This window comes from Syntrophotaleaceae bacterium, assembly GCA_041390365.1.
In the GTDB taxonomy this organism is placed as follows: Bacteria; Desulfobacterota; Desulfuromonadia; order Desulfuromonadales; family Syntrophotaleaceae; genus JAWKQB01.
This window is the reverse complement of record JAWKQB010000003.1, coordinates 492,089-513,961: the sequence shown is the minus strand read 5'-3', so window position 1 is coordinate 513,961 and position 21,873 is coordinate 492,089. Positions and strand designations below refer to the sequence as shown.

The following is a 21,873-nucleotide window of genomic DNA, read 5'->3' as shown; positions in this document are numbered from 1 at the left end:
TTTCCTCACCGACTTTTTGTCATACAATTGATTGCCCGGTCCGCTCATGAGCCTGAAAGGTTTGTCCCCGGCTCAGGCCCAAGCCTGACTGGCTCACTGTTGCCCCTTTTCCCGGAATACTTGCGGTTTCGAGTAAACTTTTTTCCCCCGCAGAGAGTCTTCAATGAACCTTCGTCTGCTGAAAAAGTCTGTTCTCATGGTCTTGCTGATCCTTGGGGTGTTGGCCGGATGGCTGTTTTTCCGGCCCGACTCGGCAAAACGGGAGTCCCTGTCCAAACCTTCCGATCAGCCGATTCCTGTCGAGGTGGTCGATATCGTGCGCGGTCCCATGGAGTTGCGCCGCACCTTCAGTGGAGCTTTGGAAGCCCCCAGCGAGTTTGTGGTCGCCCCTAAGGTGAGCGGCCGGGTGGAACGGCTGAAGGTGAACCTGGCCGATCAGGTCTCCCGCGGACAGGTCGTGGCGGAAATGGACAATGACGAATATGTGCAGGAGGTGGCCCAGGCCAGGGCCGAACTGGCGGTGGCCGAAGCGAACCGGGCCGAGGCCCGGAGCGCGCTGGAAATTGCAGACCGCGACCTGGATCGCGCCACCCGCCTGCGCCAGCGGGGAGTGGCCTCCGAGGCGGATCTTGATACGGCCAGGGCCAACAAGCTGGCGAAGCAGGCCCAGCTCGAGGTGGCCCGGGCAGGAGTGACACGGGCCAGAGCCGCCCTGGAAACAGCCAGGATCCGTCTCGGCTATACCAAGATAACGGCTGACTGGAACGACGGCAGCGGCACCCGGGTCGTTGCCGAACGTTTCGTTAACGAGGGGCAGACCGTTTCGGCCAATACCTCCCTGCTGCGAATCGTGGAACTCGATCCGCTCACCGGAGTCATCTTCGTTTCGGAAAAGGATTACGGCCAGCTGCGGACTGGTCAAGCCGTTACCCTGACTACCGACGCATATCCCGGTCAAACCTTCAAAGCCCGCATCGAGCGCATCGCACCGGTTTTCCGGGAAGCCACGCGACAGGCCAGGGTCGAGCTGTCCGTTGCAAATCCCGAGCGGCAGCTGAAACCGGGCATGTTCATCCGGGCCACCATCGTTCTCGACCGGGCGGCTGATGCCGTCATTGTTCCCGATCAGGCACTGACCAGCCGAAGGGACCGGACCGGAATCTTTCTGGTCGCAGAGGACAGCCGAACGGTACATTGGCGGGAAGTGCGGACCGGTATTCGCGAGGAGGGGCGGGTGCAGATTCTGGACCCCGAACTTTCCGGGCAGGTCGTCACCCTGGGCCAGCAGCTGGTGGAGGACGGTTCACCGGTGATTATTCCCACCGGTAAAGAAGCGGCCGGCCGGCGGGGGGAGAAACGTCGATGAATTTGCCGCGATTCAGTGTCAGCAGGCCGGTTTTCACGACCATGGTCACCCTGATCGTGATCGTTCTTGGCGGCATTTCCCTGAGCCGTCTGAAAACCGATCTGCTGCCCCAGATCGAGCTCCCCACCCTGTCCATTACCACCGAATATGAGGGCGCGAGCCCGGAAGTCATGGAACGCCTCGTGACCCGCATCGTCGAGGAGATCGTCGCCACCGTACCCGGAGTGGAAGAGCTCGCCTCCCGATCTTCGGAAGGTTCCAGCCGGGTCACTGTCACGTTCGTCTGGGGAACCGACATCGACACCGCCGCCCTGGACGTGCAGGCACGGCTCGAGGACGAAATCAACGAGCTCCCCGAGGACATCATCCGGCCGCGAATCAGCAAATTCGACGTTTCGAGCTTTCCGGTGGTGCTGTTGGGGATTTCCAGCAGCCTCGATCCGGTGGAACTGACCCAGCTGATCGAGGACCAGGTCCGCTACCGTTTCTCACGGCTGCCCGGCGTGGCCCAGGTGGACCTCTGGGGGGAATTCAAGCGCGAGGTGCGGATAGAGATCGATCCCAACCGGCTGAAAGCCCTGGGACTGGCCTTGGACCTGGTGCTGCAGGCGATCCGGGATGCCAATCTCGACCTGCCCGCGGGACGGATCGAGCAGGGACAATACGAGGTCACCCTGCGGGCTCCTGCCGAATTCACCCAGCTTGACCAGATCCGCAACACCGTAATCTACCGTCAGGGAGGCGCAGTCGTCACCCTTGGGCAGGTGGCTCAGGTCCGGGACACCTACGAGAAACTGCGGCGCCTGGTCCGGGTCAACGGGGAGCGGGGGCTGAGGGTGGCGATCCGCAAACAGGCCGACGCCAACACGGTGGAGGTGTCCCGGCGGGTTCTCAAAGAGATCGAAGAGGTCAACAAAGCCTTCCCGCAGATCCGCATCGTTCCGGTCATCAACCAGGGCAACTTCATCGAACGCTCCATCGCCAACGTGGCCCAGTCGGTGCTTTACGGCGGCGGCCTGGCGATCATCGTGCTGCTCTTCTTCCTGCGCGACATCCGCAGCACCCTGGTCATCTCCCTGGCCATCCCGATCTCGATCATCGCCACTTTCGTCCTGATCTATTTCGGAGGCTTCACCCTCAACCTGATGACTTTGGGAGGACTGGCGCTGGGGGTCGGAATGATGGTGGACAGTTCCATCGTCGTGCTGGAGAATATTTTCCGCCGACGCAAGGAAAACAGGGAGGAGACGGCGGAGGCAGCGGTGGAAGGGGCGCGGGAAGTCGGCCCGGCGATCGTAGCCAGCACCCTGACCACCCTGGTCATTTTCCTGCCGATGATTTTTATTCGAGGTGTGGCCGGAGTCCTGTTCAAGGAACTGGCCTATGTGATCATCTTTTCCCTGGTCTGCTCACTGCTGGTGTCCCTCAGCCTTGTGCCGATGCTCGCCTCCCGGCTGCTGGCCAGGGCGCAAAGGCCGGCAACCGGACGGAATCAATGGAGCCAAGCCCTGGCCGAGCGCGCAAATACCGTCTTCGGCCGGTTCGACAACAGCTACAGCAATCTGCTGCATTTCGTCCTGCAGCACCGCTGGCGTACGATTCTGATTGCCGTGTCGCTGCTCGCCGTCAGCCTGCTGCTGTTGCCGGGCATCGGGACCGAATTTCTTCCGCCCAGCGACGAAGGGGAGGTGCGGATAACCGGGGAGATGGAAACCGGCACCCGGCTCGACCTTGTCGACCAGCAGACCAGGCGGTTGGAGCAGATCGTCACCCCGGAGGTACCGGAGACGATCTCCTACGTGGCCAGTGCGGTAACCTCCGGCATGTCCAACAGCGGCGCCGCGGAGGGTCATCTGAATATCGCGCTGATGCCGGCCACCCGGCGGACCCGCTCCAATGAGCAGATCGCTCAGGAGCTGCGCCGCTTGCTGGAGGGCAGGGTTCCCGGCATGACCGTGCGTGTCAGAGCGCCTCAGGGACAGTTTCTTTTGGACAGGCTGCTGGGAGGAGAAGAAGCTGTCACCATCGAGATCCGCGGCTTCGATTTTGCCACCCTCGATACTCTGGCGGCACGGGTGGAACAGTCTATTCTCGATGTGCCGGGGGTCACCGATCTGTCCGCCAGCAAAAAGGCGGGAACCCCGCAACAGGAGATCCGGGTCAACCGGGACAAAATTGCGGATGTCGGTTTGAGCGTCCGGGATGTCACCCGGGCCCTGGAAACGGCAGTAGCCGGCTCCAGGGCCGGTGAATTCCGCGCCGAGGGGAATTCCTATCGGATCTTCGTTCAGTTGGCCGATGCCGAGAAGCGCTCCATCGAGGAAATACTCGACCTCACCCTGACCACGGCTGACGGGGAGCAGGTGGCTCTGCGCAATCTTGTCACTTCGGATATGAGCCGAGGACCGACTTTTATCGAACGAAAGGACCAGCAGCGTTTATTGGCGATCCAGGCCAATGTCGCCGGTCGCGATCTGGGGTCGGTGGCGCAGGACATCCAGGAGCGCCTCGAACTCATTCCCCGTCCGGTCGGTTACGACCTGACCATCGCCGGGAAATTCGAGGAGCAGCAGGAAGCCTTCCGTGAACTGATCATCTCCCTGCTGCTGGCCCTGCTGCTGGTCTACATGGTGCTGGCCTGCCAGTACGAGTCCCTGCGCAACCCGCTGGTGGTCATGCTCTCGGTGCCGGTGGCCGCGGTGGGCGTGCTGCTGATCCTGTTTCTCACCGGGACCACCCTCAACCTGCAGTCCTACATCGGCTGCATCATGCTGGGGGGCATCGTGGTCAACAACGCGATTTTGCTGGTCGACCAGGCCGGCCAGCTCTCCCGCCAGGGCATGAGCGTGAACCACGCCGTGGCCGAGGCAGGCCGGCGCCGATTGCGGCCCATCCTGATGACCAGTCTGACCACCATTTTGGCCCTGATGCCCCTCGCACTGGGTATCGGGGAAGGCGCCGACGCCCAGGCCCCGCTGGCCCGGGCCGTGGTCGGAGGCCTCACCGGCTCCACTCTGATCACTCTGGTGCTGATTCCGGCGGTCTACAGCCTGTTCCATGCCGAATCGAAAGGAGCCGGAAAGTGAAGGTTATCTGTCCCAAGTCGATCCTGATTCCATTCCTGCTCCTGCATGTGCTGCTCCTCGGGCCAGCTGCCGGCTTTGGGCAATCTGAAACTGATACCGCTTCCCAAAAGGTTCTCGATCTCTCCGTGGAGGAGGTCGCCCTGCTGGTTCTGCAGAACAACCGCGACCTCCGGGTGCAGCGCCTCAACCCGGTCATCGCCGGAGCCTTCGAGAAGCTCGAAAGGGGAGCCTTCGACCCCGAACTGTTTGTCCAGGCCGAGTACGCCGAGGAAAAGGCAACCGAAACCGCACGATCCACCGGCACCCAATTCGAGGTGGATGGCAGCGACAGCGCCATAGCCGCCGGTGTCAGTCAGTTTCTCCCCACGGGAACCTCCGTCGACCTTACGGTCGATCAGTCCCGCAGCATTTCCAACCGTGCACCGGAACAGCAGGTCGCTCGACTCGGGCTGACCGTTACCCAGGCTCTGCTGCAGGGGTTCGGCCCGGCCGTCAACCTGGCCGCCGTTCGCCAGGCCGAACTCGGCACCGTCGCCAGCCGATATGAACTGCGCGGGTTCGTCGAAACGCTGCTGGCGGAGGCGGAAATCGCCTACTGGAACTTCGTGCTGGCCCAGGAACAGATCGCGATTTTCGAAAGCTCCCTGGAGGTGGCCCGCGAACAGCGAAACGAAACGGAACTGCGCATCGAGGTCGGACTGCTGCCGGAGGTGGAAGCGGCCGCCGCCCGGGCCGAAGTGGCACGCCGGGAACAGGCCCTGATCGCCGCCCGCAGTCTGCTCGAGGAACGCCGCCTGCGCCTGTTGCGGCTTTTGAGCCCAGCTGACAGCTTCAATCAAAGGATCAACGCCACCAGCCAGCCTCGCATGCGCACAGAGCCGGTCAAGGAACTGCCGGAACGCCTGCAGCTGGCTGAAAAGATGCGCCCGGAACTCAACGAAGCCAGGATGCGGATGCAGCAGCGGCGGCTGGAAACCGTGGTCACCCGCAACGGCCTGCTGCCTCGGCTCGATTTTTTCGTCACCCTGGGCAAAACCGGCTACGCCGATACTTTCGACGACGCCTTCCGCGAGCTGGACGGCGACAACTACGACCTGGTCGCAGGAATCCGTCTGAGCCGGGCCCTCGGCAACACCGTGGCCGAAGCACGGGATTTGGCCGCCCGAACGACCCTGCGCCAGGCGGAGGAGGCCCTGGCCAACCTGCGTCAGCTGGTGCTGCTGGATGTGCACCTGGCCGCAAACGACCTGGAGAGAACCCGCCAGCAGATCGCAGCATCCGCTGCAACCAGGGACCTCCAGGAACAAACACTGGCCGCCGAACAGGAGCGCTTCGAAGTCGGCACCAGCACCACCCTGCTGGTCTCCCAAGCCCAGAGAGACCTGCTGGTCAGCCAGATCGCCGAAGTCGAAGCCATCGTCAACCACCGCATCGCCCTGGTGAACCTGTTTCTCGCCGAGGGAACTCTCCTCGAAAGAAGGGGGATCGATCTGGGGCCATAAACAGGGGTGAGGGGTGAGGAGTAAAGGCCGATCGGCAGAGGATCGGCCTTTATATCACCCGAACGAGCCTTACGCCCTGACCCCCGGCGGCTGCATGGTCACAAAGGGGATATCGGGATAGTTGGACTTTGCCATCTCCTTCTCCCGGTTGAAACCGTCCAGTATCTCCTTGGCCCGCTTGTCGCTCAGAACCTGCCGCAGATCCTCGAAAATTGTTTCCTCTTCCTCCTTGATGTGATGCTCGACCATCTCCTTCAACACTGAGGCCTTGGCCCGAAAGTGCTCGTCGTCAGGGGAGAGATGAACCAGTTCCTGCAGTACGATCTGGGCGGCATGGTGCTCCTCGATGCTTTCGAGAGCATCGGACCAGGCGTCCTTCTGTTCTTTAAGGGATGCATAAATGATCTTTTCCTCCCCGATCATGTGGGGCAAAATCTCCTTGCGCAGGGTTTCCACCAGATTCTTGCGCTCCGAGCCGCTCTCCGTTTCCTGGATTCGGGTAAAGATCTTCTTGACTTCCTCATGATCAGTTTTAAGCGTATTGAACAGTTGATCGTGCATATCTGTCCTCCTTGTCGGCTGTTTGGTTTCCCACATCTTCTGTGAAAGAGCCTCCTCGATGTACCGGAGGTGTTTCGCCTCCTCAAGCCGGTTGTTTTCGATAATGCCCCTGATATCAGCGGGAAAATCTTTCTTCACGGCTTCTTCATACTTGCGGTTGGTCAGTTTTTCATTGGATTGCATGGCTTTGAGTGCCCCCTTCGTTCCGGTGCTGCTGCGAAGGGAAGTAAACCCCTCGATCAGGTAGCCCTTCAGATCGGGAGAACGGGGGACTTTTCCGCCAAGTGCGGCCAATTTTGGAGACAGATCACGAACATGTCTCTCATGCTCCTGCTTGAATGAAAGCAACTGCCTCCTTACCTCGATAATCTCTATCTTTTCTATAGTTTGTTCGTAGGAATGAATTGCATCAATGTCAAGCTGAATAAGATCTTCAATCTCCTTCTGCATCTTTTTCTGATCCATCTATGCCTCCTTCCTGCCCCCGGATTCGACAAAGTTTATAAATGGTATAGGTAAAAAGAATATTGTCAATTTCTTGATAATATTACAATTAAAACCATGATTTTCATTAACTGTTGATGGTTCTCATTATCGATCTATTCATCAAATATCGAAATTTGATCGCTGATTTTATACTTTCTTGTATTTATAAATATTGGTGATATTCAAATAATCGTCATGATCTCCATGCTTAACCAAAGAACCCATCTTCAAAGAAGACAACTTCTTTCCGAGGGAGGAAAAATTATGGGCGATCAGAACCAGCAATTCCCACCTCAGCACCAGGAACGGCAGCCGGGGCGTCGCGAGGAAATGGAGCCGCATCCCCTCAGCAACATGGAAGATTACAAGGGAAGCGGGAAGCTGAAGGACAAGGTGGCCATCGTCACCGGGGGAGACAGCGGGATCGGCAGGGCGGTCGCCATCGGTTTCGCCAAGGAAGGCGCCGACGTCGCCATCGTCTATCTGGAGGAGCATGAGGATGCAGAGGAATCGAAACGGCTGGTGAAAGCCGAGCAGCGGCGCTGCCTGACTATTGCCGGCGATCTCGCCTCCGATGAGTTCTGTCGACAGGTGGTAGAGAAGACCCTGGAAAAATTCGGCAAGCTGGACATAGTGGTCAATCATGCCGGGGTCCAGTTTCCGCAGAAATCGATCACCGACATCTCACCGGATCAACTGGAAAGGACCTTCCGGGTCAATGTTTTCGCCATGTTCCACCTGATCCGGCACGCCCTGCCGCATATGCAGGAGGGCAGCGCCATCATCAATACCGCCTCGGTCACAGCCTACAAGGGGATGCCGATACTGATCGATTATTCGGCTTCCAACGGAGCGATCGTCTCCCTGACCCGCTCCCTGGCCCTGAACCTGGCACCGAAAGGCATTCGGGTCAACGCCGTGGCGCCCGGTCCCATCTGGACGCCGCTCATTCCGGCAACTTTCGAAGAGGACCAGGTGGAAAAATTCGGCGCCAACACGCCCATGGGCCGGGCCGGCCAGCCGGACGAGCTGGCTCCCAGCTATATCTTCCTGGCCTCCAACGACTCCTCCTACATGACCGGGCAGATGCTGCATCCGAACGGGGGGAGGGTGATGTCGAGTTGATCCGAGTGAGGAGTGATGAGTGAGGGCGGTTTTCAGGCCGCCCTCTTTTTCTTTGCCAACCTTACAACTTCTTCAACGTTTCAACGATGAACGACGGGATATCCCCCGGGTTGCGGCTGCTGACCAAGTTGCGGTCCACCACCACTTCCTGGTCGACGAAGTCCGCCCCGGCGTTCTTGATGTCCTGGATAATCGACTTGTAGCCGGTGAACTTCCGCCCCTCCAACACCTGGGCGGTGACGAGCAGCTGGCCGGCGTGGCAGATGGCGAAGACCGGTTTGTCGCTGCGGACAAATTCGGCAGCAAACTGCACCGCCTTTTCGTCAACTCTGAGCTGGTCAGGAGAATACCCCCCGGGAATGAGCAGGGCATCGAAATCGTCCACCCGGACATCCCCGACCGATTTGTCGATTTTTATTTTGGTCCCTTCGGTTTTCCCGGTCACCGTCTCCCCAGCCTCCAGGCCTATGTTGACCACCTCGTGGCCTTTCTGCCGGTAGGCATCGACCGGCTTGTTGTATTCCGAATCCTCGAACATCTCTGCTACTATCGCTGCGATTTTCTTCCCCATACTTGTCTCTCCTTGGGCTTAGTGAGCGGCCCGGTATTTTTCCAGGTTATGGGGGCCCTTGAGCTCCTGGCGGTACTCGCCGCGCCGTCTCTCGATATGGCTCTTGACCACCTCGACGCTGGGGGTTCCCCCTGCATTGACGATGTCCTGATGCTTCCAGTAGCGGTGATCCTTCGGCAGGCTGTCCATCTCCTTGTATTCGATGCCGTCGGCGGTCCAATCGGACTGTTCGGCAATGATCTGCCGGACGTAGTCGATGTTGGACTCGAAGATGGTCAACTGCTCAGGCATGGTCTTGGGCAGGAATTCCGCGGCGTCCCGCTTCTCCACCTGTTTCATCATATCGATGGCCGCATGCAGGTGGGCGATCTCCATGTCGAGATGCTCCTGCCACATCTGTTTGAGCATGGAATCGGTCTCGCTCTGCAGACAGGAGTAGTAGAGGTAGCACTCATTGTATTCGTGCATGACCAGGCGCTCACACCAGGTCATGGAGGGGTCCAGCAAGGATTCGTAGTGGGTGACATGCTGCTCCTCGATCTGAGCGATCTCCATGTACAGCCCGCGTCCCAGCATCTCCTCCGGGCGGTTGCCGACGTTCATGTAAAAGTTCATCGTCTGCTGTTCGGCGGCAAGGATGGTCATGGCGTGCAGCTTGGTCAGGAATTCGGCCTTTTTGCCGTCAAAATGATTGCGGACTTCGTCGAAGGGATGGCGGTGTTCGAGCACCGTCGGCCGGCCTACGGTGATCTCAGTATATTCTCCGGTCAGTTCCGCCGCTTTCTTGCCCATGGTCATGTCCATCAGATTGGCGTAGCGGTAGAGGTGGTCGAAATCCTCGAGCAGGGCAAAATCGAGGGCGCTTTTGACCAGCGGATCCGGTTCGGTGCGGGCCAGGTAGGCGGTAAGATCGACGGCAACCTGTTCGTAGCCGATGGTTGTCTCCAGCACGGTTTCATCCGCAGGGAAGCGCCAGCTGATCATCTTCTGCTGCTGCTGTTCCGCCCGTCGGGTCAAGGCCAGCTTGCGCTTGATTTCCGCATCCGCATGCCGCGCGAACTGATGGCCGAACCAGTTGGCCTCGAACTCGGCACCGTTCATGAGGATCAGGCGGCAGCGGCTGTAGGGATGGATGCCGTTCTTGTCGTAGGGCTTGACGTTCATTTTCGACCAGTTGGTGAACTGCTTTTCCAACGGCATACCTTTTTCATCCAGAGGGTTGAATCCCATGATCCTGTTCTCCTTTCTGGTTAAGTTTCTGAAAAACGTTCAGAGTCAGTCTCCTGGCTTCATGCGAATATGTTCACGGGAAGGCTCTTGGCCCAGACCTTCCCGCCCCTTCCTTTCATGCCGCTTCCTCCAGCGGCGGAAAGTATAATAAGTCGTGGCGCCGAGGGCTCCACCCAACAGCGTCAGGACGGGTCCCTTGCGGGTCTTGATATCCCTAAAAGAGTCGCGTCCGAACATGAAAGTCTCCTTTCTTCGTCTTGATGGCTTTGCCCCCGTTTCAATCGACGGGGAAAGCCATGGTGGTGACCAGGGGTCCGACCCTCCATTTTCTTTTCTCCGGCTCACTTTCGACCATGGGGGAGCCATGACTCGACCAAGTCCTTCATCGACTGCCTGACGATGCCGGAGGCATCCGGATCCCCCTTGACCAGGGAGGAGAGAAAGGATCTTGCCTGTTCGTAGCTGATGTGAGGGGGCAAGGGCGCCACATCCGGATCGGTGTGGGCGTCGATGATGACCGGCCGGTCGCTTCTCAACGCCTCCTCCCAGACCCCGCCAATCTCTTCCGGGCTTTTCAGTTCGATGCCGTTGAGGCCGACCAGTTCGGCGAAACGGGCATAGGGGAAATCGGGCAACTGCTGCGAGGCCAGGAATTTCGGATCACCCGACATGATGCGCTGCTCCCAGGACACCAGGTTGAGGTCGCGGTTGTTCATCACGCAGATGATCAGCCGCGGGTCCTCCCATTCACGCCAGTGGGCGGAAACGGTGATCAAACCCAGCAGCCCGATCATCTGCATGGAGCCGTCGCCGACCAGGGCGATGGCCGGGCGATCGGGATGGCAGAATTTTGCGGCGATGGCATAAGGCACCCCGGGGCACATGGTCGCCAGAGAGCCGGAAAGGGAAGCCATCATGCCCGGCCGCAGCTTCAGATCCCTGGCGTACCAGTTGGTCGACGAACCGGAATCGCAGGTGATAATGGCGCGATCGGGCAGGCGGGACGAGAGCTCCCAGACGAGCCGTTGAGGATTGATCGGATCGGCTCTGTGATAGGCCCGGGCCTCCAGGATCTGCCACCACTGATCGACATTCTTTTCCACCTTTTTGCGCCAGGAGCGGTCTTTTTTTCGTTTCAGCAGAGGCAGCAGGGCGCGCAGGGTCAGGGCGGAGTCACCGTGCAGGGGCACTTCCATGGGGTAGCGCAGACTGAGCATGCGCGGCTTGATGTCGATCTGAACGCCGCGGGCCTGCCCTTCAGGCGGGAGAAATTCGGCATAGGGGAAGCCGCTGCCGATCATCAGCAGAGTGTCGCACTCCATCATCAGGTCCCAACTCGGTTTGGTGCCCAGCAGGCCGATGGACCCGGTGCAGTGGGGCAGATCATCCGCGACCACCGCTTTTCCAAGCAGCGCCTTGGCAATGCCCGCACCGAGCACATCCGCCGTCTCCAGCACTTCGTCGGTCGCATCCAGGGCACCGGCGCCGACCAGCATGGCGACCTTGCTGCCGGCATTGAGCACCGCGGCGGCGCGCTGGAGATCCTTCTCGCGGGGCACGATGGCCCCTTCGGAAAAGCCGATACCGGTAAAAACGGTGCCGTGCTTGCGCGGGGGCGACTCCACCGCCGGCTTTTCCTGAACGTCGTTGGGGATGATCACGCAAGTCACGGTGCGTTCGGCCTTGGCGATGCGCAGAGCCCGATCGATGATGGTGCGGACCTGGCCGGGTACCGCCGCCATGTGCACATACTGATGGGCGACATCCTTGAACAGGGAGATCAGATCGATCTCCTGCTGGTAATCAGAGCCGATAGCTGTGGTGGCCTGCTGGCCAAGGATGGCCACCACCGGCTGGTGGTCCATCTTGGCATCGTACAATCCATTGAGCAGATGCACCGCCCCTGGACCGGACGTGGCCATGCAGACGCCCACCTCCCCGCCGAACTTGGCATGGGCGCAGGCCATGAAGGCGGCCATCTCCTCATGCCGGGTCTGGATGAAGCGGATTCTGTTCTCGGCCCGGTTCAGAGCCCCCATCAGACCGTTGATGCCATCTCCCGGATATCCATATATGCGGCGTACGCCCCAGGCGTAAAGACGCTGGATGACAAAATCGCTGACGTTCATGGCCATGGTATCCTCCTTTTTCAAGAGCGGTGTGTTCCGTTTGTTCAGGTTATGCACTTTCCGGAGGAGTTCTTTTCGTTGTCACTGAAGCGGCAGCGAAACGATTCGCCCAAACTGAAACCTGGTGCATTACCAGGATGGGGCAATGTTTTGCTTTGTCGCCCGGGGGCGGGGAAGGTACGCCGCGGCTTGAGAGCAATTGCAGCAAGCAGCAGTTGGTGAACTTTTACGAAAACATCAATGTTTGAAGAGATATCATCCGCAAGGTCAAATGCAATGAACAATCGAAAGAAAGTTACGATAATTCGATATGTTATGAAACAGAAGGGGCTTGAGGGGGGACGATAAGGAGCTGATTTTTCTGGGTCTTTCGGGGCCGCTGAACTGCCGGGCACTTGTGGAGATAAAACTCGACGTGGATAAACGAACGGAGTCTTTTATCCGACCTCGATTGCACCCGACCGAGCCGGATAAAGTTCACTCTGAAGGAGGATCCATAAAGTAAAGGTCAGTAACCGAGGTTCTCCCCGACCAATTTAACGTGGATCCGACCCTCGTTCACGGCGAGTTGCCCTTCGGTGATAGCCCAGACATTGCAGATTCGCTGGGGGGATCGGCAGTCGCTGCACAGGCCGGTTTCGACACAGGGATTCTTGTAGCCGGCGCGTAAAGTGTTGACCGTGGCCGCGTAATGCTTGACCCTGGTTTTGGCCGTCGCCAGATCCGGCACCACCTTGTTCATGCCCGCCACCAAAATGACCTTTTTCGGACCGAAGGTCATGGCGGCGACCCGATTGCCGACGGCGTCGAGGTTGACCAGAACGCCATCCAGGGTAATGGCGTTGGCGCTGGCGATCATGACGTCGGCCAGCAATCCCTGACGCCTCAGATTCATCGATTCTTCCGGAGAGAGACCTGGCCGGTAATGATCGATGATCTGCACTCCGGGCATTTCGGCCATCCTGTCCCAAAGACCGATCCCCGCAGTTGTCATCGAGGCGCAGCGGTAAACCACTGCCCCTTCCGGGATCATCGCCAGCACTTCCTCTCTGGCTTGAGCGGCATCGGGGGCGTAGCTCCCCTCCATGTGGCGCTTCTTCAGGTTATCGATAATGACCGCAGCGGCTTTTTCGTTCCATGTTTTCTGGTTCTGGTCCATTTCCCTCTCCCCGGGGTCCCCCTGCTGAACCTATCCGTTCGATTTCCTGATCGCGTAACCCATGTAATTCACATTGATATCCGGTCCTTCAACCGACCCGCCGACACGTCTGCCGAATTCCGCGGCCGATATCCTGCCGCGGTTGAGTCCCCGCATGGCCCAGAGCATTCTGAAAGGGTTTTTGGGGGGATTGGTGCCTCTGATGTCCATGTTGAGCAGGCCATGCCGATTCATTGCGGAAGTGAGTTCCTCCGGCCGGATGAACATATCCCAGACATGCAGGTTCGGGGGCAGAAAACGGGTATATTTCCACTCCTGGGCCAACTTGATGAAAACCAGTTTGCTGATCGGGGTCCGGTTAATGGTGTCGTAGAAAAAAAGACCTCCCGGTTTGAGCACTCGGGCCACCTCGGCAACCACGTGGTCCCAATTCTGGATATGCTCCAGCACATCGCAACAACTCACCAGATCGAAGGACCCGGTGTCGAAGGGGAGCCGGTCGCCCGACCCGTGCCGGTATTCGATCGCCAAACCGTTTTCCCTGGCATGGGCCCTGGCTGCCTGGATCGATTTTTCAGAGGGATCGAGGCCTGTCACCGTCAGTCCAATGGCAGCGAATTCTTCGGTGAGCACTCCGCCGCCGCACCCCACATCCAGCAGGCGTTTTCCGCAAAACCCTTTCCTGCCTTCATGATGCAATATTCGCTGAAAGTACGGAAAGCGCCAGGGATTTGAAACATGTTCCAGGAGTGAGGCAAATCCGGTGGCGCTCCACCAACGTTCCGGATACTGATCATAGATGTCGTTGTCTATGGCTGCCGCGGTTGTTTTCATGTTTTTCGTTCCTTTGGTGATTGGAGTCTCAAGAGACGAAAAAAACCCGCTCCTACCCCTGATTGATTCATGGGAATTGGAGCGGGTTTCGTTGAGTCTGCCAGAGGCAGAGGACGAAAGAGGCGCCTTCAACAGTTTGAAGAATTGCCCTAAATTCTTCACTTTGTCAAGTTTCATGACAAAATTCTCCCTGTTGGGCAGGTTTTCAATCTTGGACTGGGCAGAGTCTTGGGCAGAGGATGCCCGAGCAACCGAAAAATGTTATAATGGCCCTTCAGGATGAAGAAAGGAGTGAACAATGAATCGAGAAAACTATATCGATATCTGCGAAATCATGGCTACTGGTAAGGAAGCCTTTGTTCGAAATATCTCCAGCGGGGAAGAGGGACGGGTTGAGAGTTGTACCCGCGAGCATATCCTGGTAAAAACCCGGGAGGGTAAGGAAAAAGTCTGGGACTACCACGAATGCGACAAGGTTCGGGGCTCTTTTCACTAGCCGAATCGCTTCGCCACAATAACTCACTCGAAATCAATTAGAACAGAAGTTTACAAAGAAAGCCCTGGCCGCGTCATCCACGGTCGGGGTTTTCTTATTCCTGATCGGCGCGAGAATGCGTAGTTTCTGAGCTGAAACAGCCAAAATCTCATCTGGCCCACCTCTTGCATACCTTACAAAATATGCCTTTTCGAATTAAATATTTTTTATATGGGTGGCGATAAAATTTCTTCTTTCCCGCATGGTCACCGCAAAATTTGGGGCTATTGATCGAAGCTTTACGTGGAGACGACTAGCTTGAATCTTGACAGGCCGTACAATATTCTGACTCTGAAGTTCTTTGACAAGGAGCTCGAAGAAAACTTCAGGAAGGATTATTTCAACAAAGACCTCCTCCATCACCGTTCAGCACTGCTGGCAGGAACCTTCCTCTATGCCATTTTCGGCATTCTCGATTGGTTTATACTGCCGGAGAAAAAAGAAATTTGCTGGCTTATCCGGTATGCCGTCGTCTGCCCCGTGCTTGTTTCCTGTTATTTCATAACCTTTACAAACCTTTACAGAAAGTTCCAGCCTTATATCATTTTCCTGGTGGCGATGACAGCCAGCCTGGGTCTCATCGTGATGATTTCCATCGCTTCCGAGCCCGGCAACTACCTCTACTATGCCGGCTTGTTCCTGTGTGTGCTTTTTTACTACGAGCTGATCCCCGACCACATTTTGTCCAACATCCTGGCTTGGGGTACCTTCGTCCTTTATGTGATTGCCGCCGCCCTTTTCAGCTCGACGCCCGCATACTTCCTCTTCAACAACAGTTTCATCTTCTTTTTCTTCAATATCGCCGGGATGTTCGCCTGCTATAACATGGATCAGTCCAAACGCGCGGACTATCTGCAACGGCAATTTATCGAGCAGCAGGCCCAGCAGCTGAAAAAAGCCCTGGAGGATGTCGAACGGGAAAGGGCCCGGGTGGAAAAACTCAGCCTTCAGGATCCATTGACCGCTCTTTCGAACCGACGCCACTTCTTTACAATCGCCGAAAAGGAAATGAAGCGGAAGGCCCGCTACCAGCACCCCCTTGCCGTCATGCTGATGGACCTGGATCATTTCAAGAAGATCAACGATACCTTCGGCCATGCGGCTGGGGACATGGTGCTGCAGAAGGTGGCGGAGATCATCATGAGAACCATTCGAAGTTCCGATCTGGCCTGCCGCTACGGAGGGGAGGAATTCGCCATTCTTCTGCCTGAAACCGACCGCGCCTCGGCGCGGCAGCTGGGAATCAGACTGCTTCACAATATCGAGCAGTCCCAATTCGTCACCGAAAGGGGGACCGTCTATCTTTCAGCAAGCCTGGGAATCGCCGCGCTGAATGGTGAGGAGCAGGTCGATCCCCTGAATCTGATAGAGAGAGCCGACCAGGTTCTTTACCAGGCTAAAAATGCAGGTCGCAACCAGCTCCGCTTCTGGGAAGCCCCCAGGCAGGACGAGCCTGAATGAGGCTATCGTCAAGACACTTTTCCATCAATTATTCAAGGAGGAATTATCATGAAGCGTGTACTTTTTTTCTTGTCCCTGGCCGCTGTCGGATTTTTGGCGGTAAACACCTTTGCCGGCCATATGCCGGATTATCATTGTGACGAACAACTGTCCCAATGCGAAAGAGGGTGTGACCAGTTGGCAGAGGAATCCCGAAATGCCAACGCCTACCAGGAGTGCCTGGACCGCTGCGCCAAAGCTCACCGGCGATGCCAGGAGCGTCAGGACAAGACCACCATTTGCGCCGAGGCCTTTATGGATTGCATCAAAGAGGCCAAGGACAATGAAGCCGCCATGGAGAGCTGCCGGGAAACTTACCGCAACTGCAAGCCCTGAAGAAAAGGCTTGTTATCTGCTTTTTTTACGGCTGAAAGACGTCTGCACCGGCCAGGAAGCCAGCCCGGGCTGACTCATGAAAAAACCGCCAGGGCCCTTACCCCTGGCGGTTTTTCTTTTTTTCCAGGAGCCTTTTTTCAGGGAAGGTGCCGGCAACCTTTGCTCCCGAGCCTACTCGGAGTATAATCACTTCTCAAAATTCTCTGCAAAAAAAGGGAAGATCGATGGACCAGGTGATCAGGGAAGAAATTCGCAGCTTTGTTCGGGCCAGTCCGGACAATCGTTTTGCCGGCAGCAACCGACCGTACTTTGATGAACCGCTGGTCGGTTATGCCGCCGCGGAGGATCCTCTCTTTTCCGAATTCAAGAAAATCATCGGGGATTTTCATCTGACACCGGGCGAAGTATTGCACAACGCCAGCGGTTGTCGGGAAGAGGAGGCGAAAACGGTCATTTGCTGGGTGCTGCCGATCTCTGAAGCGACCCGCCGCAGCAATCGGCAGGAGAAGAAGATGCCCTCCCGGGAGTGGGCCATGACACGGTCCCACGGGGAACGCTTCAACAATCTGCTGCGGATTTACGTGACCAACCTCATCCACTCCATCGGCGCGATAGTCGCCTCTCCCCTGCTGACCGGCCTGTGGCGCCCGGTCAAGGACCCCCGCATCGGCATGGCCTCGACCTGGTCGGAACGACACGCCGCCTACGCGGCCGGCCTAGGCACCTTCAGTCTCAACGACGGTTTCATTACCGACCGCGGCATCGCTCACCGCTGCGGCAGCGTGGTCACCGATCTGGAAATAACAGCCAGCCCGAGAACCTGCGCCGATCCCTGGAGCAACTGCCTGTACCACCGAAACGGCAGCTGCGGGCTCTGTGTGCACCGCTGCCCGGCAGGCGCCATTTCGTTGGAAGGCCACGACAAGGAAAAGTGCCAGGCCTACGTCTACGGAGAATTGCGGCAGACCGCCGGTCCGCTCTACGGAGTCATGGAGACGGGGTGCGGGCTGTGCCAGACGGGGGTACCCTGCGAGGCGCGGGTACCGACCACGCATACAAATCAGGGAATTTGACTTCCGCAGGAATAAAACCCTTCTGCTTGCCTGCGACGCTAAAAAGATTAAAAACTGGAAAGGCCTCCCTTGACAAACTGTTCTCTCTATGACATCACTACTTATCAGATATCCTGAAAACCTTTAACAATAATAGGTTTTGAATTAGATAGCGCCCCCTTCGTCCTCTGCCACAGGCAGACGCAACGAAACCCGCATTGAATCTGCCTTTACAGAATCGATGCGGTTTTTTTTGATGCCTCGGTTTGTTACACTTCGCTGCCGTCAGGAGCACCGGAACATGGAAAATGGCGAAGCGCAAAAAACCTTCATCGGTGTTCTCGGCAACAACGACAATCCCAAGATCCACGCCTCTCTTGCCTCGATTTTTCATCACTTCTACCGGCATTCAAACCGCGCCACTTTGGAAAAATACCACTTTCTATTCTCCGGCCGGGCTCATGACCGGCTGTTCTATGGATATGAAGCCAACGGTTTGCCCCCTCTCGATTCCAAGGTATCCGACTGGCTTTACGACGATTGCGGTGTCACGGCCCTTCCCGGAGGCAATGAAGGAGGGGTTATCGTCCTTTCCAACCTGATCAGCTACCGCAAGTGCAGTATTGCCTGGCCTTTCTTCGACCCCTTCGACACCCCCTGGCTGCGCCCGGACATCCTGGCGTTTCTGCGCCTGTCCGATCACTGTCACGTCAAGCGGCTGATGAACCGGGGGTCGGTTCTGACCTGGTTCGACCATGAAGCCGAGGCCGATGCGGGACGCAATCTGCAGCCCTGTCCGCCGACCCTCTGGCTTGGCCTTGAAGAGGATGAATCGAAGGGGCTGCCTTTCCCCCATAAAAAACCGGAGGTTCGTCACGAGGGCGAACCGTCAGTAAACGCCCTGAAGGGGAGGCCCATACCCTTTTCGGAGATGACCGTCGCCCTCATCGCCCATTATGAAATGAAACCGAGAATGATCGATTTCGCCATCGACCATGAGTCCGAGCTGAACAAATTCGGACGCATTCTCGCCACCGGGACGACCGGCAGGGAAGTGGCGGCGGCCACTTCGCGCAAAATCGAAAAGAAGATGGTTCGCTACCATTCCGGACCTAAAGGCGGCGATATCGAGATTGCCACGGCGATCCTCTACGACCAGTGCCACGTGGTCATCTTTTTCGTCGATCCCCTCAATCCTCATCCCCATATCGAGGATGTGAGAGTGGTTTTTCAGTCATGCATGTTCAAGGATCAGGTGGTCATGATCACCAACGAAATGCACGCCCGGGAATTCATGTCCCGGGTGGTTCGGGGAAAAGATGCCCTCACCCTCTATCTTTAGCCTGGTCAACAAGCCGTGCCATCAACCACAATCGAAAGGAGAACAGGATGAACAATCGGGATAGCTGCTGTTCCATCGCCCCCTACTTCAGGGTGCCGTCGGAAAACCTGCAGAGCTTCAAGGAGCTCTGCGCCAGATTTGTCGAAAGTTCGAGCCAGGAACCCAAATGCCTGTATTACGGTTTTACTTTTGACGGGGACCAGGCGCACTGCCGGGAAGGTTATGCGGATGCCGAAGGGCTGCTGGCCCATCTCGCCAATGTCGGCCCGTTGCTGCAGGAAGCGTTGAAACTGGCCGAGATCACCCGCCTGGAAATTCACGGGCCGGCCGAGCAGATCGAGAAACTGAAGGAGCCGCTGGCGGCATTGAATCCGCAGTTTTATACCCTCGAATTCGGTTTCCGTCAGTAACGACCAACCTCGGGTCTGCCCCCATCTCGGCGGGCAGACCCGATGCCCGGCAAAGACCGGATCTTCTCCCTCTATTTCCGCCGCTTTTTACTCTCCCGAAAATCCTGTGAAATCTTCAAACGGTATTTCCAAAACGGTTCCATGATTCACGGATTAATTGACTTTCCGGGGGTGATTTTCTATATTCATGGTTCGATTTTTTCAGGCCGCTGCCGAATTTTTTACCCGCACTTCTACAAGGAATGATGTTTTATGGAACGCGCCATCTTATCAGGCAACGAGGCGATCGCCCGCGGAGCCTACGAGGCCGGGGTCAAGGTCGCCTCCGCCTATCCCGGCACTCCCAGCACCGAAATCCTTGAAAACATGGTTCAATATCCGACCATCGACTCTTCCTGGGCACCGAACGAAAAGGTTGCCCTGGAAGTCGGCATCGGCGCCTCCTTCGGCGGGGCGCGGGCACTGGTGGCGATGAAGCACGTCGGGGTCAATGTGGCCGCCGATCCGCTCTTCACCCTGTCCTACTCGGGAGTCAAGGGAGGACTGGTGCTGGCCGTGGCCGACGATCCCGAGCTCCATTCCTCTCAGAATGAACAGGACAGCCGCAACTACGCCAAGTTCGCCAAGATTCCGATGTTCGAGCCGGCGGACAGCCAGGAGGCCCTGACCTTCACCCGGCTGGCCCTGGAAGCCAGCGAACAGTTCGACACCCCGGTGATGCTGCGCACCACGACCCGCATCTCCCATTCTAAATCGGTGGTGACGCTGCGGGATCCGGTGGACGGGTTGCCCGCCCCCGGTCTCGAAAAGAATCCCTCCAAATACGTGATGCTCCCGAGCAATGCCCGCAAACGCCACCCCCTGGTCGAGGAACGTCTGCGGAAGATGGAGGAGTGGGCCTGCGGGCAGGACTTCAACCGGGTGGAAAAGGTGGGGGGCAAGGTCGGCGTGATCACTGCCGGCGTTTCCTATCAATATGCCCGGGAAGCGCTGCCGGACGCGGACATCCTCAAACTGGGCCTGGTCTATCCTCTGCCCAAAAAGCTGATCCGTGAATTTGCCGCCAACTACGAAACCCTCTACGTCATCGAGGAGCTCGACCCCTTCATCGAAGAACAGGTCAAGGCCATGGGCATCGACGTCCGGGGCAAGGACGTTTTCTCCATCTGCGGCGAGCTGACTCCGGGCCGGGTGGCCGAGAGCCTGACCGGAAAGCAGGACGAGCCCTATTTCACCCACAACGAGACGTTGCCGAACCGGCCGCCGAGCATGTGCCCCGGCTGCCCCCACCGCAGCGTCTTTCACTCGCTGAATCGCCTGAAGGCCTTCGTCACCGGCGATATCGGCTGCTACACCCTCGGTTTCATGGAACCTTTCGCGGCCATGGACACCTGCATCTGTATGGGTGCCAGCATCGGCAATGCCACGGGTTTGAGCAAGGTTTTGTCTCCCGAGGACCAGCGCAAGGTGGTGGGGGTCATCGGCGACTCGACCTTCCTGCACACCGGTATCAACGGTCTGATGGACATGGTCTACAACAAGTCCACCGCCACGGTGGTCATCCTCGACAACCGCACAACCGCCATGACCGGCCGCCAGGAAAACCCGGGGTCCGGCTACACGCTGATGGGAGCGGACAGCTACCAGGTGGATCTGGAGCAGATCTGCCAAGCTTTGGGGGTGAAGCATGTGCGGGTGGTCGACCCCTATGAGGTCGCCCATACCTATCAGGTCCTCAAGGAGGAGATGGAACGCCCCGAAGTTTCGGTGGTCATCGCCCGGCGCCCCTGCATGCTGGTCAAGCGGGATCCGGCGCTCCGCAAGCCGGCTGTGATGATCGACAGCAACCTCTGCAGCGGCTGCCGGGCCTGTCTAAAGCTGGGCTGTCCGGCCATCGAATGGCGCACCCTCGAAGACGGAAAAGAGGTCGCCCATGTCAATCGACTGTTCTGCGTCGGCTGCGGTCTCTGCAGACAGGTCTGCCGCTTCGACGCCGTGAGGGATATCGAATGAGCAATCAGGTCACAAACATTCTTATTTCCGGGGTCGGCGGCCAGGGCATCCTGCTCGCCAGCGAAATCCTGTCCGAAGTGCTGATGCTGGCCGGACACGACGTCAAGAAAAACGAGATCCACGGCATGTCCCAGCGCGGTGGCAGCGTGGTCTCCCATATCCGCTACGGCCAGAAGGTCTACAGTTCCATTATTCCCGAGGGGCAGGCCGATGTCCTGCTCGGCTTCGAACTGCTGGAAACCTACCGGTACCTGCCGCTGGTGCGGGAGGGCGGTTGCGTCATGGCCAACAACCTGCAGATCTTTCCGCCGCCGGTCACCCTCGGCAAGGAGACCTATCCGGACAATATCCCGGGCAAGATCAAGGCTGCCTTTCCCGACAGCCTGCTGGTCGACGGGCTCGGCCTGGCGATGAAAGCGGGCAACCAGCGGACAGTCAACACCGTCCTCCTCGGTGCCCTCTCACGACGGGTTCCCGTGGAGCAGAGCTGCTGGGTGGAGACCCTGCAGAAAATGGTGCCGGCCAAGTACCTCGAAGAAAACGTCACCGCCTTTCACCTGGGGCGCAATCTGTGACCTCGAACAGCGGACCGGGGCCGGACCGCCTTCCTTCGGCCCAGCTCCGGTCCGCGACGGA

19 protein-coding genes are annotated in these 21,873 nt (G+C 57.9%); 12 read left to right on the top strand and 7 right to left on the bottom strand.

The genetic code is table 11. The annotated features are described in order from the left end of the window. Window positions 1-163: 163 nt before the first annotated feature. From R2940_14675 to R2940_14665, 3 genes are read left to right on the top strand one after another with little or no spacing between them, the layout of a single operon-like run. A complete protein-coding gene (locus R2940_14675; protein ID MEZ4601030.1) occupies window positions 164-1,366 on the top strand; it encodes an efflux RND transporter periplasmic adaptor subunit in 1,203 nt (400 codons plus the stop codon). Continuing rightward, entirely contained in the window at window positions 1,363-4,452 is a 3,090-nt protein-coding gene (locus R2940_14670; protein ID MEZ4601029.1) for an efflux RND transporter permease subunit, read from the top strand. Before R2940_14675 ends, R2940_14670 begins: the two co-directional genes overlap by 4 nt. After that, the gene (locus R2940_14665; GenBank protein ID MEZ4601028.1) at window positions 4,449-5,954 is read left to right on the top strand and encodes a TolC family protein; all 1,506 of its coding nucleotides are present in this window, start codon (window positions 4,449-4,451) and stop codon (window positions 5,952-5,954) included. Before R2940_14670 ends, R2940_14665 begins: the two co-directional genes overlap by 4 nt. A 69-nt stretch (window positions 5,955-6,023) precedes the next feature. On the opposite strand, the gene R2940_14660 is transcribed toward R2940_14665, so the two are convergent. Next, entirely contained in the window at window positions 6,024-6,980 is a 957-nt protein-coding gene (locus tag R2940_14660; GenBank protein ID MEZ4601027.1) for a DUF2383 domain-containing protein, read from the bottom strand. A 285-nt stretch (window positions 6,981-7,265) separates the two neighbouring features. Between R2940_14660 and R2940_14655 the strand changes: the two genes are divergently transcribed. Next, window positions 7,266-8,126, top strand: coding sequence for an SDR family oxidoreductase (locus tag R2940_14655; GenBank protein MEZ4601026.1), 861 nt, complete (start codon window positions 7,266-7,268; stop codon window positions 8,124-8,126). A gap of 61 nt (window positions 8,127-8,187) precedes the next feature. Here R2940_14655 and R2940_14650 read toward each other — a convergent pair whose 3' ends face one another. From R2940_14650 to ubiG, 6 genes are all read right to left on the bottom strand, one after another. Continuing rightward, window positions 8,188-8,697 carry a type 1 glutamine amidotransferase domain-containing protein gene (locus tag R2940_14650; protein MEZ4601025.1) on the bottom strand — a complete coding sequence of 170 codons (510 nt, stop codon included), beginning with the start codon at window positions 8,695-8,697 and terminating at the stop codon, window positions 8,188-8,190. Window positions 8,698-8,715: 18 nt separating this feature from the next. Further along, a complete protein-coding gene (locus R2940_14645; GenBank protein MEZ4601024.1) occupies window positions 8,716-9,927 on the bottom strand; it encodes a hypothetical protein in 1,212 nt (403 codons plus the stop codon). 45 nt (window positions 9,928-9,972) lie between these two features. Next, window positions 9,973-10,164 carry a hypothetical protein gene (locus R2940_14640; GenBank protein ID MEZ4601023.1) on the bottom strand — a complete coding sequence of 64 codons (192 nt, stop codon included), beginning with the start codon at window positions 10,162-10,164 and terminating at the stop codon, window positions 9,973-9,975. Between the two features lie 104 nt (window positions 10,165-10,268). Beyond that, a complete protein-coding gene (locus tag R2940_14635) occupies window positions 10,269-12,062 on the bottom strand; it encodes a thiamine pyrophosphate-requiring protein (GenBank protein MEZ4601022.1) in 1,794 nt (597 codons plus the stop codon). Between the two features lie 502 nt (window positions 12,063-12,564). Then, window positions 12,565-13,215, bottom strand: coding sequence for a lactate utilization protein (locus tag R2940_14630; protein MEZ4601021.1), 651 nt, complete (start codon window positions 13,213-13,215; stop codon window positions 12,565-12,567). Window positions 13,216-13,245: 30 nt separating this feature from the next. Beyond that, window positions 13,246-14,049, bottom strand: a complete 804-nt coding sequence (gene ubiG / locus R2940_14625; GenBank protein ID MEZ4601020.1) for a bifunctional 2-polyprenyl-6-hydroxyphenol methylase/3-demethylubiquinol 3-O-methyltransferase UbiG — start codon at window positions 14,047-14,049, stop codon at window positions 13,246-13,248. Window positions 14,050-14,347: 298 nt separating this feature from the next. Here ubiG and R2940_14620 point away from each other — a divergent pair, with 298 nt between their 5' ends. The 8 genes from R2940_14620 (at window position 14,348) to R2940_14585 (ending at window position 21,812) form a co-directional block, all read left to right on the top strand. Beyond that, window positions 14,348-14,545, top strand: coding sequence for a hypothetical protein (locus R2940_14620; protein MEZ4601019.1), 198 nt, complete (start codon window positions 14,348-14,350; stop codon window positions 14,543-14,545). Between the two features lie 297 nt (window positions 14,546-14,842). After that, on the top strand, window positions 14,843-16,045 hold the full coding sequence (locus R2940_14615; GenBank protein MEZ4601018.1) for a GGDEF domain-containing protein: 1,203 nt from the start codon (window positions 14,843-14,845) through the stop codon (window positions 16,043-16,045). A 48-nt stretch (window positions 16,046-16,093) separates the two neighbouring features. Continuing rightward, window positions 16,094-16,420, top strand: coding sequence for a hypothetical protein (locus R2940_14610; protein ID MEZ4601017.1), 327 nt, complete (start codon window positions 16,094-16,096; stop codon window positions 16,418-16,420). Window positions 16,421-16,644: 224 nt separating this feature from the next. Then, window positions 16,645-17,493 (top strand): epoxyqueuosine reductase, encoded by an 849-nt coding sequence (locus R2940_14605; protein MEZ4601016.1) that lies wholly within the window; start codon window positions 16,645-16,647, stop codon window positions 17,491-17,493. 280 nt (window positions 17,494-17,773) lie between these two features. Further along, on the top strand, window positions 17,774-18,814 hold the full coding sequence (locus R2940_14600) for a methylglyoxal synthase (protein MEZ4601015.1): 1,041 nt from the start codon (window positions 17,774-17,776) through the stop codon (window positions 18,812-18,814). A 47-nt stretch (window positions 18,815-18,861) separates the two neighbouring features. Further along, window positions 18,862-19,224, top strand: a complete 363-nt coding sequence (locus tag R2940_14595; protein ID MEZ4601014.1) for a hypothetical protein — start codon at window positions 18,862-18,864, stop codon at window positions 19,222-19,224. Window positions 19,225-19,476: 252 nt separating this feature from the next. Then, window positions 19,477-21,237: an indolepyruvate ferredoxin oxidoreductase subunit alpha gene (gene iorA / locus R2940_14590; GenBank protein ID MEZ4601013.1), complete on the top strand. Its 1,761-nt coding sequence runs from the start codon at window positions 19,477-19,479 to the stop codon at window positions 21,235-21,237. After that, window positions 21,234-21,812: an indolepyruvate oxidoreductase subunit beta gene (locus R2940_14585; protein MEZ4601012.1), complete on the top strand. Its 579-nt coding sequence runs from the start codon at window positions 21,234-21,236 to the stop codon at window positions 21,810-21,812. The genes iorA and R2940_14585 overlap by 4 nt, the downstream gene beginning before the upstream one ends. Window positions 21,813-21,873 lie beyond the last annotated feature (61 nt).

Coding starts and splice junctions, on each gene's coding strand:
- R2940_14585 (MEZ4601012.1), top strand. CDS start 21,234: ATGAGCAATCAGGTCACAAACATTCTTATTTCCGGGGTCGGCGGCCAG.
- R2940_14650 (MEZ4601025.1), bottom strand. CDS start 8,697: ATGGGGAAGAAAATCGCAGCGATAGTAGCAGAGATGTTCGAGGATTCG.
- R2940_14660 (MEZ4601027.1), bottom strand. CDS start 6,980: ATGGATCAGAAAAAGATGCAGAAGGAGATTGAAGATCTTATTCAGCTT.
- R2940_14640 (MEZ4601023.1), bottom strand. CDS start 10,164: ATGTTCGGACGCGACTCTTTTAGGGATATCAAGACCCGCAAGGGACCC.
- iorA (MEZ4601013.1), top strand. CDS start 19,477: ATGGAACGCGCCATCTTATCAGGCAACGAGGCGATCGCCCGCGGAGCC.
- R2940_14595 (MEZ4601014.1), top strand. CDS start 18,862: ATGAACAATCGGGATAGCTGCTGTTCCATCGCCCCCTACTTCAGGGTG.
- R2940_14605 (MEZ4601016.1), top strand. CDS start 16,645: ATGGACCAGGTGATCAGGGAAGAAATTCGCAGCTTTGTTCGGGCCAGT.
- R2940_14670 (MEZ4601029.1), top strand. CDS start 1,363: ATGAATTTGCCGCGATTCAGTGTCAGCAGGCCGGTTTTCACGACCATG.
- R2940_14675 (MEZ4601030.1), top strand. CDS start 164: ATGAACCTTCGTCTGCTGAAAAAGTCTGTTCTCATGGTCTTGCTGATC.
- R2940_14620 (MEZ4601019.1), top strand. CDS start 14,348: ATGAATCGAGAAAACTATATCGATATCTGCGAAATCATGGCTACTGGT.
- R2940_14610 (MEZ4601017.1), top strand. CDS start 16,094: ATGAAGCGTGTACTTTTTTTCTTGTCCCTGGCCGCTGTCGGATTTTTG.
- ubiG (MEZ4601020.1), bottom strand. CDS start 14,049: ATGAAAACAACCGCGGCAGCCATAGACAACGACATCTATGATCAGTAT.
- R2940_14655 (MEZ4601026.1), top strand. CDS start 7,266: ATGGGCGATCAGAACCAGCAATTCCCACCTCAGCACCAGGAACGGCAG.
- R2940_14635 (MEZ4601022.1), bottom strand. CDS start 12,062: ATGGCCATGAACGTCAGCGATTTTGTCATCCAGCGTCTTTACGCCTGG.
- R2940_14645 (MEZ4601024.1), bottom strand. CDS start 9,927: ATGGGATTCAACCCTCTGGATGAAAAAGGTATGCCGTTGGAAAAGCAG.
- R2940_14600 (MEZ4601015.1), top strand. CDS start 17,774: ATGGAAAATGGCGAAGCGCAAAAAACCTTCATCGGTGTTCTCGGCAAC.
- R2940_14630 (MEZ4601021.1), bottom strand. CDS start 13,215: ATGGACCAGAACCAGAAAACATGGAACGAAAAAGCCGCTGCGGTCATT.